24 protein-coding genes and 4 pseudogenes are annotated in these 22,727 nt (G+C 62.7%); 17 read left to right on the forward strand and 11 right to left on the reverse strand.

The features are described 5' to 3' along the window. The first annotated feature begins 74 nt into the window (after positions 1-74). The 5 genes from HJC04_RS18785 to HJC04_RS18805 all read left to right on the forward strand — a co-directional run bounded on the left by HJC04_RS18785 (position 75) and on the right by HJC04_RS18805 (position 5,051). On the forward strand, positions 75-623 hold the full coding sequence (locus HJC04_RS18785) for an HdeD family acid-resistance protein (protein ID WP_210628706.1): 549 nt from the start codon (positions 75-77) through the stop codon (positions 621-623). A gap of 194 nt (positions 624-817) precedes the next feature. Continuing rightward, the gene (locus HJC04_RS18790) at positions 818-1,060 is read left to right on the forward strand and encodes a type II toxin-antitoxin system ParD family antitoxin (protein WP_221146818.1); all 243 of its coding nucleotides are present in this window, start codon (positions 818-820) and stop codon (positions 1,058-1,060) included. A gap of 159 nt (positions 1,061-1,219) precedes the next feature. After that, positions 1,220-3,037: a GGDEF domain-containing protein gene (locus HJC04_RS18795; RefSeq protein ID WP_221146819.1), complete on the forward strand. Its 1,818-nt coding sequence runs from the start codon at positions 1,220-1,222 to the stop codon at positions 3,035-3,037. 77 nt (positions 3,038-3,114) lie between these two features. Then, complete coding sequence (locus tag HJC04_RS18800; protein WP_221146820.1) at positions 3,115-4,110, forward strand: NAD(P)H-quinone oxidoreductase; 996 nt, start codon at positions 3,115-3,117, stop codon at positions 4,108-4,110. A gap of 161 nt (positions 4,111-4,271) precedes the next feature. After that, positions 4,272-5,051: a class I SAM-dependent methyltransferase gene (locus HJC04_RS18805; RefSeq protein WP_210628702.1), complete on the forward strand. Its 780-nt coding sequence runs from the start codon at positions 4,272-4,274 to the stop codon at positions 5,049-5,051. A 58-nt stretch (positions 5,052-5,109) separates the two neighbouring features. Here the strand turns inward: HJC04_RS18805 and HJC04_RS18810 are convergent. Next, a pseudogene (locus HJC04_RS18810) lies at positions 5,110-5,508 on the reverse strand (MFS transporter); the annotation flags it as partial. Position 5,509: 1 nt separating this feature from the next. On the opposite strand from HJC04_RS18810, the pseudogene HJC04_RS31815 reads away from it, so the two are divergent. Continuing rightward, positions 5,510-5,883: pseudogene (locus HJC04_RS31815) on the forward strand (helix-turn-helix transcriptional regulator); the annotation flags it as partial. A gap of 48 nt (positions 5,884-5,931) precedes the next feature. On the opposite strand, the gene HJC04_RS18820 reads toward HJC04_RS31815, so the two are convergent. Next, positions 5,932-7,143, reverse strand: coding sequence for an MFS transporter (locus HJC04_RS18820; protein ID WP_221146822.1), 1,212 nt, complete (start codon positions 7,141-7,143; stop codon positions 5,932-5,934). A gap of 354 nt (positions 7,144-7,497) precedes the next feature. Between HJC04_RS18820 and HJC04_RS18825 the strand changes: the two genes are divergently transcribed. Further along, the gene (locus HJC04_RS18825) at positions 7,498-8,505 is read left to right on the forward strand and encodes an asparaginase (RefSeq protein WP_210628700.1); all 1,008 of its coding nucleotides are present in this window, start codon (positions 7,498-7,500) and stop codon (positions 8,503-8,505) included. A 58-nt stretch (positions 8,506-8,563) separates the two neighbouring features. Here HJC04_RS18825 and HJC04_RS18830 read toward each other — a convergent pair whose 3' ends face one another. Beyond that, on the reverse strand, positions 8,564-9,319 hold the full coding sequence (locus HJC04_RS18830) for a DeoR/GlpR family DNA-binding transcription regulator (protein ID WP_210628699.1): 756 nt from the start codon (positions 9,317-9,319) through the stop codon (positions 8,564-8,566). Between the two features lie 140 nt (positions 9,320-9,459). Here HJC04_RS18830 and HJC04_RS18835 point away from each other — a divergent pair, with 140 nt between their 5' ends. Both HJC04_RS18835 and HJC04_RS18840 read left to right on the forward strand, forming a co-directional pair. Beyond that, complete coding sequence (locus HJC04_RS18835; RefSeq protein WP_064692660.1) at positions 9,460-9,816, forward strand: hypothetical protein; 357 nt, start codon at positions 9,460-9,462, stop codon at positions 9,814-9,816. A 257-nt stretch (positions 9,817-10,073) separates the two neighbouring features. Then, on the forward strand, positions 10,074-10,694 hold the full coding sequence (locus HJC04_RS18840; RefSeq protein WP_221146823.1) for a glutathione S-transferase family protein: 621 nt from the start codon (positions 10,074-10,076) through the stop codon (positions 10,692-10,694). A gap of 82 nt (positions 10,695-10,776) precedes the next feature. Here HJC04_RS18840 and HJC04_RS31820 read toward each other — a convergent pair. The 4 genes and pseudogenes from HJC04_RS31820 to HJC04_RS18855 form a co-directional block, all read right to left on the reverse strand. Further along, positions 10,777-11,015 (reverse strand): annotated as a pseudogene (locus HJC04_RS31820) (type II toxin-antitoxin system Phd/YefM family antitoxin); the annotation flags it as partial. A gap of 63 nt (positions 11,016-11,078) precedes the next feature. Continuing rightward, complete coding sequence (locus HJC04_RS18845; protein WP_210628697.1) at positions 11,079-11,882, reverse strand: ABC transporter permease; 804 nt, start codon at positions 11,880-11,882, stop codon at positions 11,079-11,081. Between the two features lie 2 nt (positions 11,883-11,884). Then, a complete protein-coding gene (locus tag HJC04_RS18850; RefSeq protein WP_221146824.1) occupies positions 11,885-12,685 on the reverse strand; it encodes an ABC-2 family transporter protein in 801 nt (266 codons plus the stop codon). Further along, on the reverse strand, positions 12,682-13,683 hold the full coding sequence (locus HJC04_RS18855; RefSeq protein WP_221146825.1) for an ATP-binding cassette domain-containing protein: 1,002 nt from the start codon (positions 13,681-13,683) through the stop codon (positions 12,682-12,684). The genes HJC04_RS18850 and HJC04_RS18855 overlap by 4 nt, the downstream gene beginning before the upstream one ends. 186 nt (positions 13,684-13,869) lie before the next feature. Here HJC04_RS18855 and HJC04_RS18860 point away from each other — a divergent pair, with 186 nt between their 5' ends. Then, positions 13,870-14,013, forward strand: coding sequence for a hypothetical protein (locus HJC04_RS18860; protein WP_210628694.1), 144 nt, complete (start codon positions 13,870-13,872; stop codon positions 14,011-14,013). Positions 14,014-14,061: 48 nt separating this feature from the next. Here the strand turns inward: HJC04_RS18860 and HJC04_RS18865 are convergent, their stop codons facing one another. Further along, positions 14,062-14,619: a DUF2087 domain-containing protein gene (locus HJC04_RS18865; RefSeq protein WP_210628693.1), complete on the reverse strand. Its 558-nt coding sequence runs from the start codon at positions 14,617-14,619 to the stop codon at positions 14,062-14,064. Positions 14,620-14,984: 365 nt separating this feature from the next. On the opposite strand from HJC04_RS18865, the gene HJC04_RS18870 reads away from it, so the two are divergent. From HJC04_RS18870 to HJC04_RS18880, 3 genes are all read left to right on the forward strand, one after another. Next, entirely contained in the window at positions 14,985-15,200 is a 216-nt protein-coding gene (locus HJC04_RS18870; RefSeq protein ID WP_210631670.1) for a DUF2945 domain-containing protein, read from the forward strand. Between the two features lies 1 nt (position 15,201). Next, positions 15,202-15,663 (forward strand): DUF2231 domain-containing protein, encoded by a 462-nt coding sequence (locus HJC04_RS18875; RefSeq protein ID WP_221146826.1) that lies wholly within the window; start codon positions 15,202-15,204, stop codon positions 15,661-15,663. 201 nt (positions 15,664-15,864) lie between these two features. Next, positions 15,865-16,356 carry a GNAT family N-acetyltransferase gene (locus HJC04_RS18880; protein WP_210628692.1) on the forward strand — a complete coding sequence of 164 codons (492 nt, stop codon included), beginning with the start codon at positions 15,865-15,867 and terminating at the stop codon, positions 16,354-16,356. 45 nt (positions 16,357-16,401) lie between these two features. Here HJC04_RS18880 and HJC04_RS18885 read toward each other — a convergent pair whose 3' ends face one another. Continuing rightward, positions 16,402-16,593 carry a hypothetical protein gene (locus HJC04_RS18885; RefSeq protein WP_221146827.1) on the reverse strand — a complete coding sequence of 64 codons (192 nt, stop codon included), beginning with the start codon at positions 16,591-16,593 and terminating at the stop codon, positions 16,402-16,404. A 179-nt stretch (positions 16,594-16,772) separates the two neighbouring features. Between HJC04_RS18885 and HJC04_RS18890 the strand changes: the two genes are divergently transcribed. Next, positions 16,773-17,669 (forward strand): LysR substrate-binding domain-containing protein, encoded by an 897-nt coding sequence (locus tag HJC04_RS18890; RefSeq protein ID WP_221146828.1) that lies wholly within the window; start codon positions 16,773-16,775, stop codon positions 17,667-17,669. A 2-nt stretch (positions 17,670-17,671) separates the two neighbouring features. Here HJC04_RS18890 and HJC04_RS18895 read toward each other — a convergent pair whose 3' ends face one another. Beyond that, positions 17,672-18,337 carry a glutathione S-transferase family protein gene (locus HJC04_RS18895; protein WP_210628689.1) on the reverse strand — a complete coding sequence of 222 codons (666 nt, stop codon included), beginning with the start codon at positions 18,335-18,337 and terminating at the stop codon, positions 17,672-17,674. Positions 18,338-18,572: 235 nt separating this feature from the next. On the opposite strand from HJC04_RS18895, the gene HJC04_RS18900 reads away from it, so the two are divergent. Then, positions 18,573-18,812 carry a hypothetical protein gene (locus tag HJC04_RS18900; RefSeq protein ID WP_221146829.1) on the forward strand — a complete coding sequence of 80 codons (240 nt, stop codon included), beginning with the start codon at positions 18,573-18,575 and terminating at the stop codon, positions 18,810-18,812. 49 nt (positions 18,813-18,861) lie between these two features. Next, positions 18,862-19,326 carry a YbhB/YbcL family Raf kinase inhibitor-like protein gene (locus tag HJC04_RS18905; protein ID WP_221146830.1) on the forward strand — a complete coding sequence of 155 codons (465 nt, stop codon included), beginning with the start codon at positions 18,862-18,864 and terminating at the stop codon, positions 19,324-19,326. Between the two features lie 19 nt (positions 19,327-19,345). On the opposite strand, the gene HJC04_RS18910 is transcribed toward HJC04_RS18905, so the two are convergent. Next, a complete protein-coding gene (locus tag HJC04_RS18910) occupies positions 19,346-20,713 on the reverse strand; it encodes a TIGR03808 family TAT-translocated repetitive protein (RefSeq protein ID WP_221146831.1) in 1,368 nt (455 codons plus the stop codon). 250 nt (positions 20,714-20,963) lie between these two features. Here HJC04_RS18910 and HJC04_RS18915 point away from each other — a divergent pair. Further along, positions 20,964-22,719, forward strand: a pseudogene (locus tag HJC04_RS18915) (EAL domain-containing protein). Positions 22,720-22,727: the final 8 nt, after the last annotated feature.

Here is a 22,727-nt window from a genome sequence, read left to right on the forward strand (position 1 = left end):
TAAGCGAATTGATTTGGCTCACATCTTTTCCGGAAGAACTGGGGCAACATATTCAAATGATCAGGAGGTGTGCTATGACCAGCGTCTTCAATGATATGCCCGAATCCTCGCTGCGATCGAAATGGGCATGGTTCCTCGGCCTCGGGGTCCTGCTTCTTATCTGCGGCCTCATCGCTCTCAGCAATCTGTTGATGGCGACCGTTGCTTCGGTCTTTTACGTCGGCATGCTCATGCTGGCCGGCGGCGTCATCTATCTCGTCCACGCTTTTCAGCTGCGCCGCTGGGATCAGGTGCTCTTCTGGGCTTTGAGCGGCGTGCTTTACGTGCTTGCCGGCATCTGCGCCTTCGTCAATCCCATTTTCACCTCGGCGGCCTTGACCCTGTTTCTTTCCATTGCGCTGCTCGTGGCCGGCCTATTCCGTCTCTGGGTCGGGATGCGCATGCGACCGCTCAAGGGTTGGCGCTGGATCGCTATCAGCGGTGTCATAACGGCGCTTGCCGGGTTTGTCATCGCGCTGGGCTGGCCGGTGAACAGCCTCTGGGTCCTTGGCCTCTTCCTGGCCGTCGACCTGATCGTCCAGGGATGGACGATGATCGCCTTCGGCCTTGGCCTGCGCAGTTGAACGGCGATGGGCCTTTTCTTTTTTGACAAGGGAATGGCGGGGGATTAGACTTTAGGGATTAGAGCCGTCCGGCATCTCCGGATGCTTCCGGTGCGAATGCACCAATGGCACCGGCGCAAGCGCCTGGAATGCCGAAAATGGTCATGCGTCCCCCAAAGGCAGGGTACTGCCTGAAGAAAAAAGGGAGGAAGTCCATGCCGATGGTCACCGTTTCCATCTCTCCGCAACAGGCAGCGGGCATCCGTGCCGCCGTCGACACGGGTGGTTACGCCTCGAGCAGTGAGGTCGTCCGCGAGGCGCTGCGCCTCTGGGATACCGCCCGCAAGCTCGGCGAAATCAAGGCAGATCTCCTCAACGACGAGAGCGTCGCCTCCGGCGGCAGATGCGTCGCCGACATGTTTGCCGATCATGAGGCGCAGCGCAGTCGCTCCGCCTGAATAAGCCAATGCTTGTAATGGGGAATTCGAATTCACGCGCAACGCGTGCCGGCGAGCCGCGTCTTTCACAAAACTTTCATATTGGCGAAAGGGTTCGTTGATCCTTCTGCGGCAGGTTCCTGACCAAGAAGAACAAGTCGCAGTGGAGATCGGCCCACAATGAACACTGCAATATCTTTGGCTGGCGCCGTCGAGCCTGGCGTGCTGCGTCGTTATGCGAGCGATCAGATTGTAACCCTTGCCAAGCTCGTGGTCGAAAACGCCTTCCAGCCGATCGTCGAAGCCGGCACCGGTACGGTGTTCGGTTACGAGTCCCTCATGCGCGGCCAGGAACGCATCGGCTACGACAAGCCGGCCGATATTCTCGACGAGGCGCATCGGACCTGTCAGCTGCTGCAGCTCGAACAGATGGTTGCCAGCCGCGCGCTCGCCAAGTTCGCGACGCTGTCGAATTTCTCCACCTCGACGCTGTTCCTCAATCTTGACGTCCGGCTGATCCCCGATGGCGAGCGCCTGGTGGAGAGCCTGCTGCAACATTTGCGAACGGCGAATATTCCGCCGTCCTCCATCTGTTTCGAATTCTCCGAGCGCTTCGACAATACCAGCGTGCCCGAATTCGCCGCCCTGGTTTCAAAGTTGCGGCGGGCCGGCTTCAAGCTGGCGATCGACGATTTCGGCGTCGGTCACGGCGAGATGAAACTGCTTTGCGATTATGCCGTCGACTATCTGAAGATCGACCGCCATTTCGTCGCCGAGATCGACCGCAGCGCCCGCAAGCGTCATCTGCTGAAGAGCATCGTCAACATCGCCCATGTGCTTGGCACGCGCGTCGTGGCCGAAGGCATCGAGACCGAGGCCGAATTCATCGCCTGCCGCGAATATGGCGTCGATCTCGTCCAAGGATGGTTCATTTCCCGGCCGACCACGCACATGTCGGAGCTGGCGCCGTCCTTCCCGCATCTGCAGGAACTCGGTAAGAGCAAGCGGGCGAGCCAGTCGCTCGACGAAATCCTCATCCGCAAGCAGATCGAGCTCTTGCCGACGGTCTACGAAAACGACAGCATCGACAGCGTCTTCGAGCTCTTCCGCCGCAATCCGCGCCAGGCCTTTTTTCCCGTCCTCAACGCCAATAGCGAACCGCGCGGCATCATCCACGAGCAGCACCTCAAAGAGTATATTTATCAGCCCTTTGGCCGTGACCTCCTGAAGAACAAGATGTATGAGCGCAGCATCTCGCATTTCGTCGAGATGGCGCCGATCGTTGGCCTCGACAGCGATGCCGAGCAGCTGATGGCGATCTTCGCCAATATGGAGGGCAGCAACTGCCTGATCCTGACCGACAATATGCGTTATGCCGGCGTTGTTTCCGCCGCTTCACTGATCAAGGTCATCAACGAGAAACAGCTGAAGACCGCCCAGGACCAGAACCCTCTGACCGGCCTCCCGGGCAATCGCGCCATCCGCGACTTCATGCGCCAGTCCGGCCGCGACGGCGATGAGGTCCGCCACTTCTGCTATTGCGACTTCGACAACTTCAAGCCGTTCAACGATGCCTACGGCTTCCATCTCGGCGATCATGCGATCTCGCTCTTTGCCGCGCTGATGCGCCGCTATTTCTTCGCCGAGCGCCATTTCCTCGGCCATGTCGGCGGCGATGATTTTTTCATCGGCGTCGTCGGCTGGACGAAGGAGGAGCTGACCGAGATCCTCGACCGGCTGATCAGCGATTTCCACGACGACGTGCTCGATCTTTATTCCGGCGAGCACCGCGCCGCCGGCCGCATCCTCGGCCACGACCGCACCGGCACCGAGGCCCTGTTCCCGCTGATGCGCTGCTCGATCGGCGTTCTCGAACTGCCGGAAGGCCTCGTCATCGACGATATCAACCGCGTCAGCGCCGAGATCGCCGTCATCAAGTCGGCCGCCAAGGAGAGCGATGAGGGCCTTGCCTTCCATTTCCTGGGCGAGGCGAATTGACGCCCTTGCCGCTTGCAGCCTTCCCAAGCCGGCCGGGCTGATCTATTCCGAACCTTCGGGATCAGGAGGGTAGCGCCATGTCATTGCCTCAGGAAATGCGTTTCGTTGATCTCAAGTCCTTCGGCGGACCGGATGTGATGGTGATCGGCAAGCGTCCGCTGCCGGTCGCCGGTGAAGGCGAGGTCCTCGTGCGCGCAGAGGCGATCGGCGTCAACCGTCCCGATATTGCCCAGCGTCAGGGCAGCTATCCCCCGCCCCAGGATGCGAGCCCGATTCTCGGGCTGGAACTCTCCGGTGAAATCGTCGAGGTCGGGCCTGGCGTCAGCGGCTATGCCGTCGGCGACAAGGTCTGCGGCCTCGCCAATGGCGGCGCCTATGCCGAATATTGCCTCCTGCCATCAGGCCAGATCCTGCCTTTTCCCAAGGGATACGATGCTGTAAGAGCCGCGGCGCTTCCCGAAACCTTCTTCACCGTCTGGGCCAATCTCTTCCAGATGGCCGGACTGACGGAAGGCGAGAGCGTGCTGATCCATGGCGGCACGAGCGGTATCGGCACAACTGCGATCCAGCTCGCCCGCGCCTTCGGCGCCGAGGTCTATGCCACGGCCGGCTCGATGGAAAAATGCGAGGCCTGCGAAAAGCTCGGCGCCAAACGAGGGATCAATTATAGGAGCGAGGATTTCGCCGCGGTGATCAAGGCCGAAACCGGCGAGGGCGTCGATATCATCCTCGATATGATCGGTGCCGCCTATTTCGATCGCAACATCGCCTCGCTTGCTAAGGACGGCTGCCTGTCGATCATCGCCTTCCTCGGCGGGGCCGTCGCCGAAAAGGTCAATCTCTCTCCGATCATGGTCAAGCGCCTGACGGTCACCGGCTCCACCATGCGCCCGCGCACGGCCGAGGAGAAACGTGCCATCCGCGATGATCTACTCTCCGAGGTCTGGCCGCTGCTTGAGGCCGGCACGGTCGCCCCAGTCATCCACAAGGTCTTCGCCTTTGAGGACGTCGTCGAGGCGCACCGGCTGCTGGAGGGCGGCAGCCATGTCGGCAAGGTCATGCTCACCGTTTGAGGTCAGCTTCGGACCAGCATTCGTGCGCAAGGTGAAGTTGATCCTGGCTGTCTGTGAGTCTCCGGGGTCGTTGAACAGTCGTCTGATCGAAACTTGGCCCCGAAACTGCGCATCCCGATGTGGCGTTGCTTGCGCGTTGTAAGGTCCCTACGAGGAATACAATGGCTCTATTCCACGCCTGCCCCATCTGCCGCAGCAGAATTCCGCATTTCGTACCGCTTCCGCGCTACTACATCGACAAGGCGGTCGAACATGGCTTTCCCTATCGCATCGATGAATTCGAGACGATCAACCATCAGGCCTATAGCTGCCCCAATTGTCATTCGACCGATCGCGACAGGCTTTACGCGCTGTTCCTGACGCCGGTGTTCCAGCGGCTCGACCAGGCAAAGGCCGTGCGCTTCCTGGACATTGCGCCGGGCCGGGCCTTGAGCTTCTGGCTCAAAAGCCACCCGCACGTCTTTTACCGCAGCTGCGACATGCATATGCCGGAGGCAGACGACAAGGCTGATATCCATAACCTGCCCTATGCCGATGAGAGCTTCGACTTCGTGCTTTGCTCTCATGTGCTCGAACATGTCGACGATCCGGTGCGTGCCACCGCAGAAATCCGGCGTGTTCTCAAGCAGGACAGCGTCGCCATCCTGATGGCGCCCATCTGCCTGTCGATCGAAGACACCTATGAAAATCCCGAGGTGACGACGCCGGAAGGCCGCTGGGCGCATTTCGGCCAGGATGACCATGTGCGCATCTTCTCGAGGTCCGGCTTCATCGACGTGATCCGGCGCGCCGGTTTGGCGGTCCAGCAGATTCCGGTCACCGACTTCCTGACGCCCGACGTTTGCGATACCTATGGCATCGGCCGCGGCTCCGTCCTCTATCTCGGCGTGAAGCAGGAGGTTGTCCAGCAGGAGCCGGAACCGGAGCGCAACGTCGCCTGAGAGCACGGAAATCATTCAGTCGTGAAAAGGCGCCCCGAAACCGAGGCGCCTTTTCAATTCACCTGTCTCTCAGGGTTATCGCCGTCGCGATCGCGATGATGCCCGGCAGCGCCATCAGCAGATAAAGCCAATGCGCCGCCAACAGTGCTCCTGGCACGCCGCCCGGTTCGACGAATGCCCCGCCGAGCGAGCTCATCGTCGGGATTGCCGCCGAGGCCTTGTCCTGTTCGTTGCTGGCGACGAGCTTCAGCACCATGGCGACGAAATGCGCCCAGCCGAGACCGATGCCGAAGCCCATCATGAACATGGCGGCCGCCGCCGGCATGATGAGCGGCAAATCCCCCTGCGGATTGTCCTTGGCGAGAAACAGGGCCAGCGAACCCGTCGCCGCCGTCTCGATCAGCGCGCCGGCGACGATCGCCAGATAGGCTTGTCGGCCCCTGAACGAGCTGCCGAGGGCCGTTCTCCTCGGCACCCTCGTCGACCAGCTTGGGGCGGGAGCGCTCGACGCCGTCATCTCCGCCCGCGAAACCGAGACGCTGCAGCGCTATCGCCACGAGCTCGAAAACGCCGGCGAGCTTGCCGCTCGTGCCGAGGGCCTGGCTGCGATCCGCACCCGTGAGGGTTACATGGCCGACAGTTGGCGGGAGGCGGACGGCTCCTTCATGCTGGTTGAAAATCACTGTCCGATCTGCGCGGCGGTCACCGCCTGCGCGGCTTCTGCCGCTCCGAACTCGAAACCCTCCGCGCCGCCCTCGGCACCGACGTCGAGCGCAGCGAAGATAACCTTGCCGGCGCCCGCCGCTGCGCCCACCGCATCATGGCGCGTTAGATTGAGGCGCGGCGATTGAACCGGTCGTGTGCCCAGCGCCGCCTGCAATCAGGCCGGCTGCCGCGCCTGCCGCCTGCTGCTTTCCAGATGGAGCAACGCCCCAATCGCCGCCAGACCCGCGCCGGCACCGACGAAGGCGGTGCCGGAATAATCGGTGAGCGATGTTCCGAAGGCGAAGAGCCCGGCGGCGATGCCGGTGCCGATGAAGGTGTTGAGCGAGAGCAGCGAGGTTCCGAGCCCCGGCCGGTCGGCGATCAGGTCCTGCAGATAGGTGATCGGCACGCTGAGGATTGCCGCCGCGCCGCAGGCGTTGACGAGCAGCAGCGCATAGATGTGCCAGGGCGCGGACGCAAATCCGAGCAGCAGCAGATAGGCGCAGTAGATCAGCGCGCCGAGGGCGAGCACATGCGCGGTGCGGAAGCGCCGCTGCGCCACGCCCCACATCATCATGAACGGCATTTCGAGAAGCGCCGTCAGCCCGGCGATGAAACCGACGTCGGCGACGTTTCCGCCCGCCGCACGGGTGATGATCAGCGGCAGAAGCATGCCGTTCAGCCGCTGCAGCGCGAACAGCAGCGCCATGATGAAGACGCGGATCAGCACGTTGGGCATGAAGATTCGCTTCAGCGAAGCGAGGAAACCGACCGGATCCGGGGGAGGGCCGGCGCTGCCGTTGCCGGGGGCGAAGAAGAAATACAGGCAGAAGCAGGTGCAGCTGGCGACCGCCGCGATGCCATAGGCAGGCGTCATCGATGGCGAGTTGACGAGATAAAGGCCGATCAGCCCCGGCGCCAGCGCCCAGGAGCCGGAAAACAGCGCCCGCACCGTTGCCGTCACCGCAGCGCCCTCGCCACGCTCCATCTGGTTGGTCCTGGCGCGCAGGCTGGCGAAGAGCAGCGAATAGGTGGAGCCGCTCATCGGCACCAGCAGCAGCGTCGAAAAGATGAAGATTGCCGGGCTGTGGATGATCGCGATCGATCCGAAGCCGAGCATGCCGGCCACAGAAAGCGAGAGCACCAGCGGCCGGCGCTCCTTCAGCCTGTCCGACCAGATGCCGAGCGTCAGACTCGTCGCCACGTTGACGATCGCCGAAAAGAACACCAGCGCCGAATAGGCGCCGTTGCTCAAGCCGAGTTCGTTGATCCCGATGATCGACTGGTAAGGCACGGTCGAAGCATAGGTAAAGGCAAGCGCGACGAGCGTCACGGCGGGAATGCGGATCCTGTTGTCGCGCAGGATGAGGGAAAAGCTGGATGACATGGGGGCGGTTCCTGACGCACCACTCTTAGCTGCATCCCACACATCAGGAAAACGATAGTTTTCGATCGCATGCGTCAGTTTCTGTGATGAGTATTGCGATGAGGCGATCGCCGTCCGACGGAGTTGCTTGGTCGAGCCCCGGGGGTGGATTCCAGGCTCAAGGCCTGGAATGACGGAGGGTAGGGGCTCGACCGGCAGAAGGCGCGACTGTCCGGACGGAGAATTGGCGCAGCCACTTGCTACTCCGCCGTACGTCACGTACTTGCCGCGCGAAACAGGCCGCCCCAACCCCGTTGGCTTTCGCGCCCTGACGCGTTATGCCTGCCCATCCCGCCAGCATCCGGATGAGAGCCCATGACCAATCCTGTAACCATTGAAGTCACCCGTGGCCTGCTCGTGGAAAGTCGTCATCGCGGCGCGGTGGCGGTCGTCGATGGCGACGGCAGGCTTGTCTTTTCGCTGGGCGACATCGACGCCGCGGTTTTCCCGCGCTCGGCCTGCAAGGCGATGCAGGCGCTGCCGCTGGTGGAGAGCGGTGCGGCCGATGCCTATGGCTTCGGCGACAAGGAGCTGGCGCTCGCCTGCGCCTCCCATAATGGCGAGGACGAACATGTGGCGCTTGCCGCCTCGATGCTGTCGCGTGCCGGCCGGAATGTCGAAGCGCTGGAATGCGGCGCCCACTGGTCGATGAACCAGAAAGTCCTGATCCATCAGGCCCGCACGCTCGACGCACCGACGGCGCTGCACAACAATTGTTCCGGAAAACATGCCGGCTTCATCTGCGCCTGCTGTCACCGGGATATCGACCCGAAGGGTTATGTCGGCTACGAGCACCCGCTGCAGGTCGAGATCCGCGCCGCGATGGCAAGCCTGACCGGCGCCGTGCTCGGCGCCGAGAGCTGCGGCACCGACGGCTGCTCCATTCCGACCTATGCCGTGCCTTTGCGCAGCCTGGCGCAAGGCTTTGCCAGGATGGCGACCGGCACCGGGCTGGAGCCGGTGCGCGCCAAAGCATCCCGCCGCCTGATCGAGGCTTGCATGGCCGAGCCCTTCTATGTCGCCGGCTCCGGCCGCGCCTGCACGAAACTGATGCAGATCGCCCCCGGACGCATCTTCGTCAAGACAGGCGCCGAGGGTGTCTTCTGCGCTGCGATCCCGGAAAAGGGCATCGCCATGGCGCTGAAATGTGAGGATGGCGCCACCCGCGCCGCCGAAGCCATGGTGGCGGCCGCGCTCGCCCGCTTCTTCGAGACGGAAGAGACGGTGCATGCCGCTCTGATGGCCTTTGCCGCAGCCGCGATGCGCAACTGGAACGGCATCCATGTCGGCGATATCAGAGCGACCTCCGTCTTCTCGGCATGATGCCGAAATCGGTTCGCGGTTTTCGCACGACATCCTGCCCTGACTTTTTAGCGAATGATTAGGCTGCAGTGATTGTACCGTTGAGATCGCGATAAGGCTTCAGCCGCTCGGCCGTCATCTCCGTCGGTACGATCAGTCCTGCCACCTCGGCAATGCCGAGCACTGGGCAGGGCGAGACGAGGTCGAACTTCTCCTCCGTCAGCAGCACATGCGTTTCGGCCGAGCAGCGAGCGATGTGCCGCTTGATCGCCGCTTCCTCGAAATCGCCGGTGGAAAGCCCGTGCACGGGGTGGGCGGCGGTGACGCCGAGGAAGAACAGATCGGGGCGAAGCTGCGAAATCGCCGCCATCGCCGCAGCGCCCGTTGCCACCATCGAATGTTTGTAGAGCCGCCCGCCGGCCAGGATCACCTCCGCCGTCGGATGGTGCTCCAGCTCGGCGGCGATCGTCGGACTGTGAGTGGCAACTGTCAGCGCCATATCGCGCGGCAAATGCCGGGCAATCTCGGCGGTCGTCGTGCCGCCGTCGAGGAAGACCATCTGCCCCGGCTTGACCATCGCAGCCGCCTTAGCCCCGAGCCGCGCCTTGTTCTCGGACGAGACGCTGGCCCGCGCGGTAAAATCGGGCAGATCGGGCGCAAGCGGCATCGCGCCGCCATGCACGCGTTTCAAGAGCCCCTCCGCCGCCATTTCCCGCAGGTCACGCCGGATCGTGTCTTCTGAAAGCGAAAAATCCTCGGCGACACGCTTGGCGATCACCTGGCCGTCGCGGCGCAAGATGTCGAGGATCAGGGTCTTGCGCTGCGTCGTCAGCATTGTCTCTCCGCACGAAAATTCACGAGATGGCATGATATTGCATGAAATGACTCGACATTCAAGAAATATCGTGCATTTTCAGGAAATCCCGTGCATGAGGCCGGGAGTGCTCGCGCAGAAGCGGAGCGATGGAGTTGATCATGTTGATTTTGATTGCGGGGCCTTATCGGTCCGGAACGGGCGACGACCCGGAGAAGATGGCCGCCAACCTCAAGCGGCTTGAGGAACCATCTTATGCCTTGTTCAAGGCCGGCCATGTGCCGATGATCGGCGAATGGGTGGCGCTGCCGATCTGGCACGCCGCCGGCGGCAGATCGGTCGGCGACGCCCTCTACGAGGAAATCTTCCATCCGGTCGCCGGCCGGTTGCTGCAGCTCTGCGAGGGCGTGCTGCGCCTGCCGGGCGATTCCAAAGGCGCCGACAACGACGTGCGCATCGCCAGGGAACGCGGCATCCCGGTCTGGCACCGGCTGGAGGATGTACCGGGCTGCGGGTGAGAGCGGGGGTGTTGCCTCTCACCCTGACCTTCTCCCCGTTTTGACGGGGAGAAGGGACGTGCCAAACGCAACCTCGAGATAGAGGAAGCGGGTGCCCCACACCCCTTCTCCCCGTCAGAACGGGGAGAAGGGGTGGCGGCAGCCGGATGAGGGGCGGCAGCAAGGCACGCCGGCAATCGCCCGCAAACCATCGATCTCCCCGGTTCCGGCGCACCAATCCCCGCGCTATAAGACGTGCCGAAAGGGAGTGGACAACCATGCTGACATTATATTACGCGTCCGGAACCTGCGCGCTCGCAAGCCTTATTGCCCTGGAAGAATCCGACCTTGCCTTCGAGACTAAGAAGCTCAGTTTCCGCGATGGCGAGCAGCGTTCGCCGGACTATCTGAAGATCAATCCGAAGGGACGGGTGCCGGCGCTCGTCACCGATCGCGGCGTGCTGACGGAAACGCCGGCGATCCTCGGCTTCATCGCGGAAAGCGCCCCGGCCGCCAAACTCGCGCCGCTCGGCGATGTCTTCGAAATGGCGCGGCTGCAATCCTTCAACAACTATCTCTGCTCGACCGTGCATGTGAACCACGCCCATCGCCCGCGCGGCTCGCGCTGGGCCGACGATCCGGCGGCACTCGAGGCGATGAAGGCCAAGGTGCCGCAGAATATGGCCGATTGTTTCGCGCTGATCGAAGAGACGATGTTCAAAGGCCCGTGGGTGATGGGCGAGACCTATTCGCTGGCCGATCCCTACCTCTTCGTCATGACCGATTGGCTGCCGGCCGACGGCGTCGATCCCGCCCGCTTTGCAAAGGCAAGCGACCATCACGCTCGCATGCTGCAGCGCCCCGCCGTCCAGCGGGCGCTAGCCTTCGACCGGGGCTGAGGGGCCGGCATATAGAGCTCGTCCAGTTGCGCAGGTTCGGTCCTTGCCGTCCCGGTCGGCCAAAGACATCAGGAGATCGGCGTCGGCTTGGATTCTTGGCCCTCGCTTCGGCCGCATCGGTAAGGTTGTTGTCCCAGACGGGGCCGCCGAGCAGATCGTCGATGAGTGTCGGGTGAGCCGGCGCGCAGGGTGTCGTAATCGTGGGCCGACAGCACGACGGCCACGCGTTCGCCGCCCAGTGTGACGAATTGCGGCCCGTCGTCGCGCCTTGCGCACCACTTCCGATAGTCGGTTTCTCGCGTCCGGCAATCGCCATTCCATCATCCGCCCCCCAGTTGTGCGAGTATTCATGCTACGCCGGTCGGGGCGCCATCTCCAGCCCGATTACCCGCCAGCCCCTTGGTATCTGCGGGTGGCGTAGCGCCAGTGGGCGATGGCGAGCAGCACCCAGATGGGGCCGGCGGCGAGCGCCACCGGCCCGGCCCAGTCGCCGAGGATCGGGATTGGTTTGCCGAGCAGGGCGCCGACGGGAACCGAGCTGGTCAGCGCCAGCGGAACGGCGGTGATGAGGATGATCTGGATGCTGCCGGGGAAGATGTTGAGCGGGTAGCGCGTCAGCTCCCAGAAACCGAAGAAGATCGAGAACAGGTGGTTCGACCGCACCCACATCAGCGCCGTCGCGCCGATCATGGTGATCATCGCAGCGGTGAGCAGTGTCGCGCTGACGATCGCGACCAGCAGGAACGCCACGGACGGGGCCGTCCAGATGAAGTCGACCGACAGGACGGCCCAGCAGAGCAGCGGCACCGCCAGGATGATGTGGCCGGCATAGCCGACATTGAGGCCGGAGAAGACGAGATAGGCCCAAGGGCTGAACGGCTTGACCAGGAGTGTGTCGTAGGTGCCGAGCCGCACCAGCTCCTCGAGGTCGCGCAATTGCACGAAGCTCATTGCCGCACCGAGAGAGTAGGCGAGCAGCTGGAAGCTGAAGAGCAGCGCCAGCTCCGGCCAGGTCCAGCCGCCGAGCGTCTGGAAGCGGGCCAGCAGGATGCCGATGGTGGCGAAGACGCTGCCATAGGAGAGGATCTGCGCAAGCCGGTCGAGCCAGAAGGCGCCGCGATATTCCATTTGTGAGCGCACATGCATGCGCACCAGCAGCGGAATGACGCGCAGGTGATGGATGAGCACGATCAGCCTCCCTGCACGGTGATGCGGCGCGAGGCCAGGCGCCACAGCCAGAGCACGCCCAAAAGGAACAGACCGGCCCAGCCGAGGCCGAGGCCGAGATGCAGCAAGGTGTCGGCCACTGAGAGCCTGCCGAGATAGACGGCATTGGGATAATAGACGACCCAGGCGAAGGGCAAGTGGCGGGCGATCGTCGCCAAGGGCTCGGGGAAGAACCAGAAGGGCACCAGCAGGCCGGAGAAGAGATGCAGCAAGGCGCCGAGGATCCAGTCCAGCGAGAAGCTCGTCATCAGCCAGAAGGCGATCAGGCCGAAAAGCGCCGACATCAGGAAGATCAGCGCGAAGGACAGCGCCCAGAAGGCGATAAACATCAGGCCGTGAAACAGGCTTGCCGGCGCCAGCATGCCGTAGAATAGGGCCGTGAAGGTGATGGTCGGGATTACCTGCGTCGCCAGTCGGTAGAAAAAGCTGCCGCATTCATTGGCGAAGAGATAGAGCGGATAGGAGAGCGGCTTCAGCAGCCAGACGGCGATATCGCCTGTTTTGAGCGAGCGGCCGATCTCGCCGATGACCCTTTCCGGGCGGGTGGCGCCCATGACAGCGCCGCCGAGCAGGGCGTAGGTCACCATCTGCTGCAGCGAAACGCCGTCGACGACGGTCGCGCCGACGCCGGCATAGACGGCGAGCCAGATGGCGACGCGAGCGACGACCTGTACAAGCTTGCCGAAGATGTTGGCCCAGACCTCGTTGCGGTAGGCGAGCTGCGCGTGAAAGGAGCTGCGGGTGAAGGCGAGATAGGCGCTCATGAGGCCCTGGCCCTGGCGTTGCGACCCTGGTAGAAGGTGCGGATGACTTCTTCGATGTCAGGCTCGTGCAGCGCCACATCCTTGAGATCGCGGTCGCTGCCGACCTCCGAAAGAATTTTGACCAGCGACACGTCTTCGCGCTCGATCAGATATTCCTTACGCAGGCCCTCGTCGTTGACGAGCGACGCCGTGCTGAGCCGCAAGGGGCCGGGGTCGCTGGCAAATTCCAGCGTCAGCCGCCGGGCCGAGCCGAGGGCGGCGCGCAGGCTGCGCAATTCGCCATCGAAGATCAGCCTGGAGTGATCGACCATGATCAGCCGCGGGCAGATCGTCTCGATGTCCTGCAGGTCATGGGTGGTGAGAATGATGGTGACGCCGCGTTCGCGGTTGATCTCGGCGAGGAACCGACGCACGGCATCCTTGGCGACCACGTCGAGCCCGATCGTCGGTTCGTCGAGGAAGAGGATCTTCGGATCGTGCAGCAGCGACATGACGATCTCGGCGCGCATGCGCTGGCCGAGGCTGAGCTGGCGCACCGCCCGGTCGAGGAAGGGCGAGAGATCGAGCAGCTCGCTGAAGTGACGCAGATTGTCCGCATAGCGGGAAGCCCGGATATCATAGATGCGCTGGTGCAGGGTAAAACTGTCGATCAGCGGCAGGTCCCACCACAGCTGGCTGCGCTGTCCGAAGACGACGCCGATCTCGCGCGCATTGTCCATGCGGGAGAGATGCGGCGTGCGGCTGAGCACCGAAAGCGTGCCCTCGCTCGGCACCAGAATGCCGGTCATCATCTTGATCATCGTCGATTTGCCGGCGCCGTTCGGGCCGAGATAGCCGACGGCCTCGCCGGCCGTAATATCGAAGCCGATATCGGAAACGGCCTGAACCTCGGTATATTCGCTCGTCACCAGCGTCTTGAAGGCGCCGAGCAGGCCCGGAAATCTCTTGTGCTGCCGGAAGCGCTTGCTGACGCCCCGTGCTTCGATCAAAGCCGGCATGTCTATTCCCTCGGATGTGATGCGAGCCGACTCGGGCGGCGATGGGGCTTGCGACACAGGCTAGCGCGAAGTGAGATTCGTGCAAAGACAAGTTGAGTTTCGACCGATCGCTTCGGCCTTGTGTCGCCACCACCTTTGACCGATCCCCGCCTGCGCTACATTGAAGGCATGGAAATAATCTGCGCCTTGCTCATCGTCGCTGCAGCCATCGCGATCATCGTCCTTGCCGGCCGATGGAACACCTCGGATGCCGATCACTATATGGGCTTCGGCAATCTTCGTTCGCGCCGCAGGCGGCAGCCCGGCGACGATGACACGAAAGAGGAATGAGGCGCCGTTTCGAAGGCCGTCTTCGGTCGGGCGCCTCCGCAACGGCGGTCAGTGTGCCTGGCGCTGCGAACACTGACGCAGGATCGTCGCCGCATTGTTCGGCATCGGCCGTTCGACGCGCCGGTAGACGCTGCCGTCGCGCGTCCGGCGCATCAGGCCGAGGTCACAAAGTTCCCGACGCAGCAAAGCGTGATCTCCAAACAGGTGCCTGTCGCGAAGAAGAGCATTGACTTCTTTTTCGGACATATCCCTCGCTGAGGGAATATACGACCAGAGAATCCAAAGCGCCGTGATCTGATCCATGCGCCGCGAGGGCCAGCGTATCAGGCGAAGCTCTTGGTCGAACCTGCGTTGAACACGGTCGATATGCTTTCGGTCGACCGCGGGGTCGGCGACAGGCGCCGCTGTCGGGGGGAGGGCCTCGCTGTCAACGAGATCAGTTTGCGCCCGCAGGCTCTGGAAATTGCCGTAACCGGCAGCCCGTGCCAGCATGTTCAAGAACTGGAGGTGAGAGGGAAGCCCCTCATGGGCGGAGAGCTGCAGGCGAAGCGACTTGGCAAATGCGGAGGCATCGCTCACCTGGAGCGGGATGAGTTTTCTGGACATGACCTATCCTTTGGTCGTGCCGTTCCGGATGGATTATCGGTGATCGCCCTTCCGACATGGCACGGGATCGGTGTCCATATCTCAGTCATTGTCAGGTTTAGCGTGTTCCGGAGAACGGCGATGCCTGGGTGAACTGCAGACCCGATGCAGGAATTATCACCGCGCCCTCGATATTTCAACGGTCTTCACGCTCGGTGGCTCCGGCCGGGCGATAGCCTTTTGCGGGGCGGGGTCCATTCGCACGGGCCAAGCACGCAGGTCTCTTCTCCACAGCTACGGGTTTCAGCTTGTCGGCCATGACCGGAACAAAGCAGGCGGTCTGGATGTTTGACGCATGCTCTGCGGCATCTGACGAATTGTGCGACATGGCCAAATCTGCTCGGGGAGATCACGTCACCTGGAATTCGGAGGCCGGGCAGGTCTCCGGCCACATCATTGCGATCCACACCCGGGATTTTGACTACAAAGGTCATCGCCGCCGCGCCACCGAGGCCTCACCCCAATACGAGATCAAGAGCGACAAGAGCGACCATATCGCTGCCTATAGGGAAGATGCATTGCGGAAGGTCAAAGGAGGATAGGATGAACCCGAAAAGCACGTTGAGCATTGCCGGTCATCCGATCCACCCGATGTTGATCCCGTTCCCCGTCGCCGCCTTCGTCGGCACGCTTGTTGTCGACATCGTCTACGCCAGATCGGGCGATCCGGCCTGGGCAGTTGCGACCAACTGGATGCTCGGCGCCGGCCTTGTCATGGCGGCGTTGGCGGCAGTTGCCGGCTTGATCGACTCTTTCGGCGACAGCCGCATTCGCGACCTGCGCGACGCCTGGTTTCACATGATCGGAAACGTCATTCTCGTCCTGATCGAGGCCTTCAACCTCGGGCGGCGGCTGGCCGAAGGCGGGGACTTCATCGTCCCGACCGGATTGGTGCTGTCTTTGATCGCTACCGCCCTTCTTCTATTCAACGGCTGGAAAGGCTGGGAAATGGTCTATCGCCACCGCGTCGGCGTCAGCGAGGATCCGGCCAATCCGACGAGATAATGAACGGCATCCCATCCAACGCCAGCATGTCCGCCCCATCCTTCGAGGCCCCCGCAGGGGCACCTCAGAGACTCTCTTGACTACCGGCGCTTGCTGCTCTGAAAATCATCATTGCGGCCGAGGCGAACGGCGAGACACCGCTCGAATTGATCGAGGGCTGGTCTCGCTCCATCGCTCGGCTTGACGCGTCAAAACCGGCGCATGCGCAATGTCGAGAAGAATATGATCATCGAATTGACGGCCCATGATTTCAACGCATTGCTGAAAGGTTTCGCGCCTGTAAATACCAGCCTGGTTTCCGATAGCGCCATCGCGCCTCCTGAGGTCCTGGAGATGCTGGCCAGGATTGCAGCAGAGATCGCCGCCCAATTCATCCCGTCGGCCTGGATGATTGTGGAGGCGACCGAAATCGTCGGGCTGTGCTCCATCATTCGCGCACCTCAGAACGGCGAAATCCACATCGGCTATGGGATCGCGCCCAGCCGCCAAGGACGTGGATCCGTCACGCGCGCCATAGGAGAATTGCTGGAATGGGCGCGGCAGGATCCGCGCGTAACCCTCGTTTCGGCCGATACGGCCATGGAAAACATCGCTTCGCAGCGTGTCCTCGAACGAAATGGCTTTATCCGCACCGGCGAGCGCATCGATCCTGAGGACGGTCCGGTGATTTGCTGGCAGGCATCTGCCGTTTAACGGACGCCGGCATAAGGCAAATTAGCAAATGCGCGGGAGCGGTGCTCACACGCATTTTGCCAGCGGCGACCTGCCCTCGGCATGCAAACCGCTCTCCGCTCCCAGCGGCAGATCGGCGATTTCGCGCAGCGACATGCGTTGGACCTCGGGATGCCGAAGCGGGTCGTTCTTCCAGGCCGGGTAGATTTGCGCGCCCGCCGCAACGGCGGGCTTCAAGAAAAACTTCAGCCACGACATGGCAAGCCTCGCATTCTCCAGCGACGCGGAAAGGTGACCACCCGGCCGCTGGTGCCAAATAACCCTCTCCCTCTCACCGCGTCGTCGCCGGTCGAGTGGGATCCTCTATGCTTATAATGTCTGCCTGCACCGGTGCTTTTTCAATTGAGATTACCGCGGCGGCGTTATAGGAAAACTATATGAAGAACCTGAATAGCGTCCATCTCAACGGCCTCAGGGCACTGGAGGCCGTCGGTCGTCTTGGCTCGCTGCAGGCGGCCGCCGACGAGCTCGGCGTTTCGGTCGGCGCGGTCAGCCAGCAGGTGATCAAGGCCGAGGCGCAATTGGGGCAAGTGATCTTCGAGCGCACCGCCCGGGGCATGATCGCCACCGAAGCCGCCCGTCCGGTGCTCACAGCGCTCGACGAGGGCTTTGCCCGCCTTTCGGCGGCAGTCTCGATCGCAAGCCGCAAGGACGATACGATCCTGACCATCTCGGTGGCGCCGGTTTTCGCCGCCCGCTGGCTCGTCCATCGGCTTCATCGCTTCGCCAAACGTTACCCCGACATCAAGCTGCGGCTGGATGCGACGACCAATCTCGTCAATCCCGCGATCTCAGACGTCGACATCGGCATCCGCGTCGGCGCCGGCAAATGGCCCGATGTGAAGGCCGAGTTGCTGCTGGAGCAGGAGGTCTTTCCTGTTTGTTCGCCCGAGATGGCGGCCAACCTGAAACAGCCTGCCGACATCCTCGCTTTGCCTGCCATTATCGATGGCCCGGCCATGTTCAGCTGGGAAGTCTGGATGAGCGAGGCCGGACTGTCGGGCGCGACGCTTGCGACGCGCCACGTCTTCAACGACGCCTCGCTCTGCCTCGACGCGGCGATCGCTGGCCAGGGCGTCATGCTCGCCTGGCAGACGCTTGCCGCCTTTGCGCTGGCCGAAGGCCGGCTGGCAGCGCCGTTCGGCATTCGCGCGAAAACCGGCTTCGGCCATTATTTCGTGACGGCCGAAGGCACACGCGAGCCGAAGAAGGTCAAGGATTTCAAGGCCTGGATCCGCGAGGAAATGGCCGGCACGCTGGCGCTTTTTCGGTAGCGTTAAACCTCGATCGGCTCCTTGCTGCGGGCCGCCTGCATCGCCTTGTAGGCCGGGCGGGACTGGCAGCGTTCGATCCAGGCCTTGATGTTCGGATGCGCGTCGAAAAGATCCGCCTCGCTCTGGGCATAACGCAACACCTCGGCGATGTTGAGATCGGCGACGGTGAAGCGATCGCCGACGATCCACTGCCCGCCAGCGAGGTGACCTTCGAGCGCCGCAAGCGGCCGGCGCAGCCCGTAGCAGGCGGCGGCGATCGTCTGCTTGCCGTCGTCGCTGTTCTCAAGCCCGTTATCATAGGTCAGGACGATCCGCACCGAATGCGGCTCGACCTGCGAGGCCGCCCAGATCGTCCACATCGTCAGCAATCCGTCCTCCTCGACGGTTTGGCCGGAAAGCTGCCCGCCATGCTTGCGCGCGAGGTAGAGATTGATCGCCAGCGACTCGTGCATGATGAGGTCGCCGTCGCGAATGCTGGGGATCTGCGCCATCGGGTTGAGGGCGGTGAACTCGGGCGAATGCGTGTTGAGCGGCGCCTCTTCGGCGAGCGGGTCGGCAAGCCGCCTGGCCTGCAGCACGGGCACGGAGCGGAATTCGAGCCCGAGCTCCTCCGCAATCCAGTAGACGCGCGAAGCGCGCGATCGATAGACCCCATAGATTGTCAGCATGACGATATTCCCTCGCTGTGTCGCAGGAACCGTAGACGCCGGATCACCCTCGGAAAAGTCCTCGCCGCTGATGGGACGATGAAAGCTTTTGATGCGGCCGGGACCTTCCCGACCGGATCGAGCACAATTGGGAACAATGAGAGAGCCGGCGGGTTGGACCCTGAGATTGGCGCCCTCGCGGCGCCGAAAAGCGATGAGCCGCGTGCGCAGCGCAGGCCAGGCAAAGGAGGAACTCATGACGGGCAAGAAGACGCATGAACAACAGCTTCGTGTCATCGAGAAACGCGAGAAAACCGCAAATGCCGGCGAGGATTTCGACGCCGGGGCGGATCTGCAACGCAATGAGCAGGCGAAGGAAGCCTATCGCAAAGGCAATGATCTGAAGGCCGATCCGGACCTCCGCAACGACGACCGGGCCATGACGCGCGGCCGCAATCAGGAGAGCGATCATAAAAAGGGAAGCGGTCGTCCCTGACGATGACGGAGCCCCGAACATCAAGGAGCCCCTTAGAAAGGAGAATGTCATGACTTTGACATTGATCAGCAAGGCTTTTGCCCAGGATCAGCCGATCCCGAAGAAATATGCGCGCGCCGGCGAGAACCTCTTTCCGCCCCTTACCTGGAGCGGCGCCCCCGAGGAGACCAGGAGCTTTGCTCTGGTGGTTGAGGATCCGGATGCTCCGCATGGCACGTTCCGCCATTGCGGCATTGCCAATATTCCCGCTGAGTGGAGCGCCCTGGCCGAAAGCGTCGATACGGCGCCGGAGCAGGCGCCGCGCTTCTACAAGAACGATTTTGGCAATGCCCGTTACGATGGCCCGCAGCCGCCGGCAGGCGATCGCCCGCATCACTACATCTTCCGCCTCGCGGCCCTCGACGTGCCGAAGCTTTCTACGCCGGATGCCGCCGGTATCAGCGCGATGTGGGCGGAGGCAAGGAAACACGCATTGGCGGAAGCGACCGTCACCGGCACCTATCAGACGCACTGAGCAAAGGCGGAGCCGCGTGTCAGGACACGCGGTTTCGCTCAACGGTCAACTGCGCATAGGGTGCGCCGCCGCCCGCCATTTCAGCGGAGACTTGTCTGTCCCACTCAAAACCGAGGACCGCCCCTTCGCCAACCTCCTGGAAGATGTTGTCGGTGATGACGGCCGTGCCTGCCCCCTCGGCGACCGAGACGGCGCATCCCACAGGCGCCTTGCGCACCACATTGCCGCTGACGACGACATTTCTGAGATAAGGCCCCCATCCGATCTGCAGGCCCCAGCGTGGCGCGCCCTCGATCACATTGCCGGACACCAGCGTATCGGCTTCCGCCGCAATGCCGATGCCGAAGCCGACCTCGTGCTTGTAGGGGCCTTTCAGCGTCAGGTTGCGCACGACATTGCCGGTGACGCTCGCGAGCCGTCCGCCCTCGTCGAAATTGGCGATCGAGATGCCGTTTGCCGCGCCGTCAACCATATTGGCGGAGACGACGGCGCCTTCGAAGGCGAATTCGACATAGATTGCCGTCTCGCCGGAGCGCCGGCACTGGTTGCTGCTGATCTGGATATTCGAGGCCGAATTGGCGCGGATGGCGGTAAAGGCGCAGTCGGAAATCTGGTTGTTCACCACCATCACCCCGTCGGCGCGAAAGACATTGATGCCGTTGCCGTTCTGGCCGGTGCCGCCGTCGTTGGCGCGGATGTTGAAAATCCGGTTGCCGGAAACGACCGTGCCGTCCTCCGCCTTCTTCCAGCGATGCACGAGGATGCCGCCATTGCCGCAATTCGAGACCGTATTGCCCGTGATCGACAGATTGGCGGAATCGACGGCGTAGAGCCCTGATTGGGCGGCGCCCGAAATGCGGCTGCGTTCGATCCGACCGCCGCAGCGCTCCAGTTGCAGGCCGTGTTTGCGGCTGCCGCCGATCTCGCAATTGTCGATCAGCACCTCGTCGACGCCGGTAAATTGCAGGAGCCCGCCGGCGTAATCGCCGAGCCAGCGGTTGCCGCCGTCGATGACGAGATTGGAAAGCTCGATGCGCCTGATGTTCTCGGCCGCAAACAGATGGCCGTCGCCGGTATAGACGATCCGCGAGGCGCCGGGCACGCCTGATATGCGCGTATTGTCGGGCAGGGTGAGGTTGGAGATCTTATAGGTGCCGGGCGGCAGGAAGACCGGCACGTTCTCGGCCGCCGCCTGCCTGATCATCTGCTCCAGGTTGCGGGTCTTGCGGTCGCCGCTTTCGGGAGCGGCGCGATATTCCACTGCGTCGATCGCGCCGCGCAGATCGGGCTGGCTGGCAGCCGTCAGCGGTGAGGCAAGCGCGCGCGATGTCCCTCCCGCAAATGCGGAGGCGGCGAGAAAGAGAAGCATGTCGCGGCGAAAGGGCATTCCGGGCTCTCCTGTCATGACGCGCCCGTAGCAGAAAACGTGCCAACCCGCCTGTCTTCTTTTGGCACAGGCCCTTCACAGCCGTTCAAAATTCTTGTTGCGGCGGAGGCCGATTGCAGGATCTCGCCGCTTATATTGGGGTGTTGTTCACCCTTTCATTTAAGCAACCCGAAGGGAATGCGGACTACTTTGAAGGGAAAATAAATGGATGTTGCGGGATAGGCCTTCAGCCACTGGGGAGAATGGCGTCATGCACGAACCGAGTGCCAGGCGACGGGAATCCGTCGATGCCCTGACGGCCGAAACACGGCGTTTCGTTGCCGCGAGCGAGGCGATGATGGCATCGACCGCCCATCACCTCGCGGAAGGCGTTGAGAACCTGCGCCTGAAGGCGATTATCCACGAACTTCCGGACTTCCTCTACGTCAAGGACCGTGACAGCCGCTTTGTCTTCGCCAACGCTGTCACGGCGGCCAGCCTCGGCCTCAGCGCCGAAGAGATTGCCGGCAAGCGTGATTTCGACCTGTTCGATTTCGAGGCGGCGCGCCGCCATTTCGATATCGAGCAGCAGATCATGGCGACCGGCGAAGCCCGCATCGACATGGAGGAAACGGTCGTCCTTCCCGGCGCCGTCAAGCCGATATGCCGGCTGACCTCGAAGATACCGCTGCGCAACGATCGCGGCGAGGTCGTCGGCCTGATCGGCGTTTCCCGCGATATCACCGAACGCAAGCTGCAGGAGGAGCTCCATCGCGGCCAGGCGAAACTGCTCGAGATGATCGCCCGCAATGAACCGCTGCCGATGATCCTCGAGGCGCTGGTGCTGATGATCGAAGCCCAGCTGACGGGGATCGACGGCTCGGTTCTCCTGCTCGATGGCGAGGGCACCAGGCTCTATCACGGTGCGGCTCCCAATCTTCCCGGAGGCTACAGCCGGCTCATCGACGGTGTCACGATCGGCCCCAAGGTCGGCTCCTGCGGCACCGCCGCCTGGCGTGGCCAGCCCGTTATCGTCGAGGACGTCCTGAGCGATCCGCTGTGGGAGGATTTCCGCGCGCTGGTTGCCCCTTTCGGCTTTCGCTCCTGCTGGTCGACGCCGATCGCTACCTCTGAGAATAACGTGCTCGGCACCTTCGCGCTCTATTCCATGGAGGTACGCCGTCCGACGGAGCATGAAACGAGGCTGGTGGCGCTCGCCACCCATATCGCCGGCATCGCCATCGAACGCAAGCGCGTCGACGACCGCATCCATTTCATGGCACCAGGCGATCACCGGCGATCAGCTGTTCCTGGAATATCAGCCGCAGGTGGATGTCGCCAGCGGCCGTATCACCGGCATTGAGGCGCTGGTCCGCTGGAACCATCCGGCAAAGGGTAGGGTGCCGCCCTTCAATTTCATTCCGCTCGCCGAAGAGACCGGCCTCATCGTTCCACTCGGCCTCTGGGTGCTGAACGAGGCGTGCCGCCAGGCGCGCAGCTGGCAGGATATGGGCCTGACGCCGCTGACGATCGCCGTCAATGTATCGGCCAAGCAGTTCGCCGATCCGGATTTTGCAAGCCATGTCGCCGAGGCGCTGGAGCGCAACCACCTGCAATCCCGCTGGCTGGAGCTCGAGGTCACCGAAAGCGTGGTGATGCAGGATGCCGAGCGGGCGCTCGCCATGATGGAGCAGCTGAGGGCGCTCGGCGTACGCCTGTCGATCGACGATTTCGGTTCCGGCTATTCCAGCCTTGCGGCACTGAAGACCTTCCCCTTCGACCGGCTGAAGATGGACCGTTCGCTGGTCGAGGCCCTGCCGGGCGACAAAACAGCCGTCGCCATCGCCTCGGCCGTCATTTCGCTGGCGCAGACGCTGAAGCTGTCGGTTCTCGCAGAAGGCGTCGAGACCGATGCCCAGATGGCTTTCCTGCGCCAGGCGCATTGCGAGGAGGCGCAGGGCTACCGCTTCTCGAAGCCCGTCTCGCCGGAGGAGATTCCGGCATTGCTGCAGGCGCAGCTTCTCTGAACTTTTCC

Source organism: Rhizobium sp. NLR8a (genome assembly GCF_019685235.1).
Classification (GTDB): domain Bacteria; phylum Pseudomonadota; class Alphaproteobacteria; order Rhizobiales; family Rhizobiaceae; genus Rhizobium.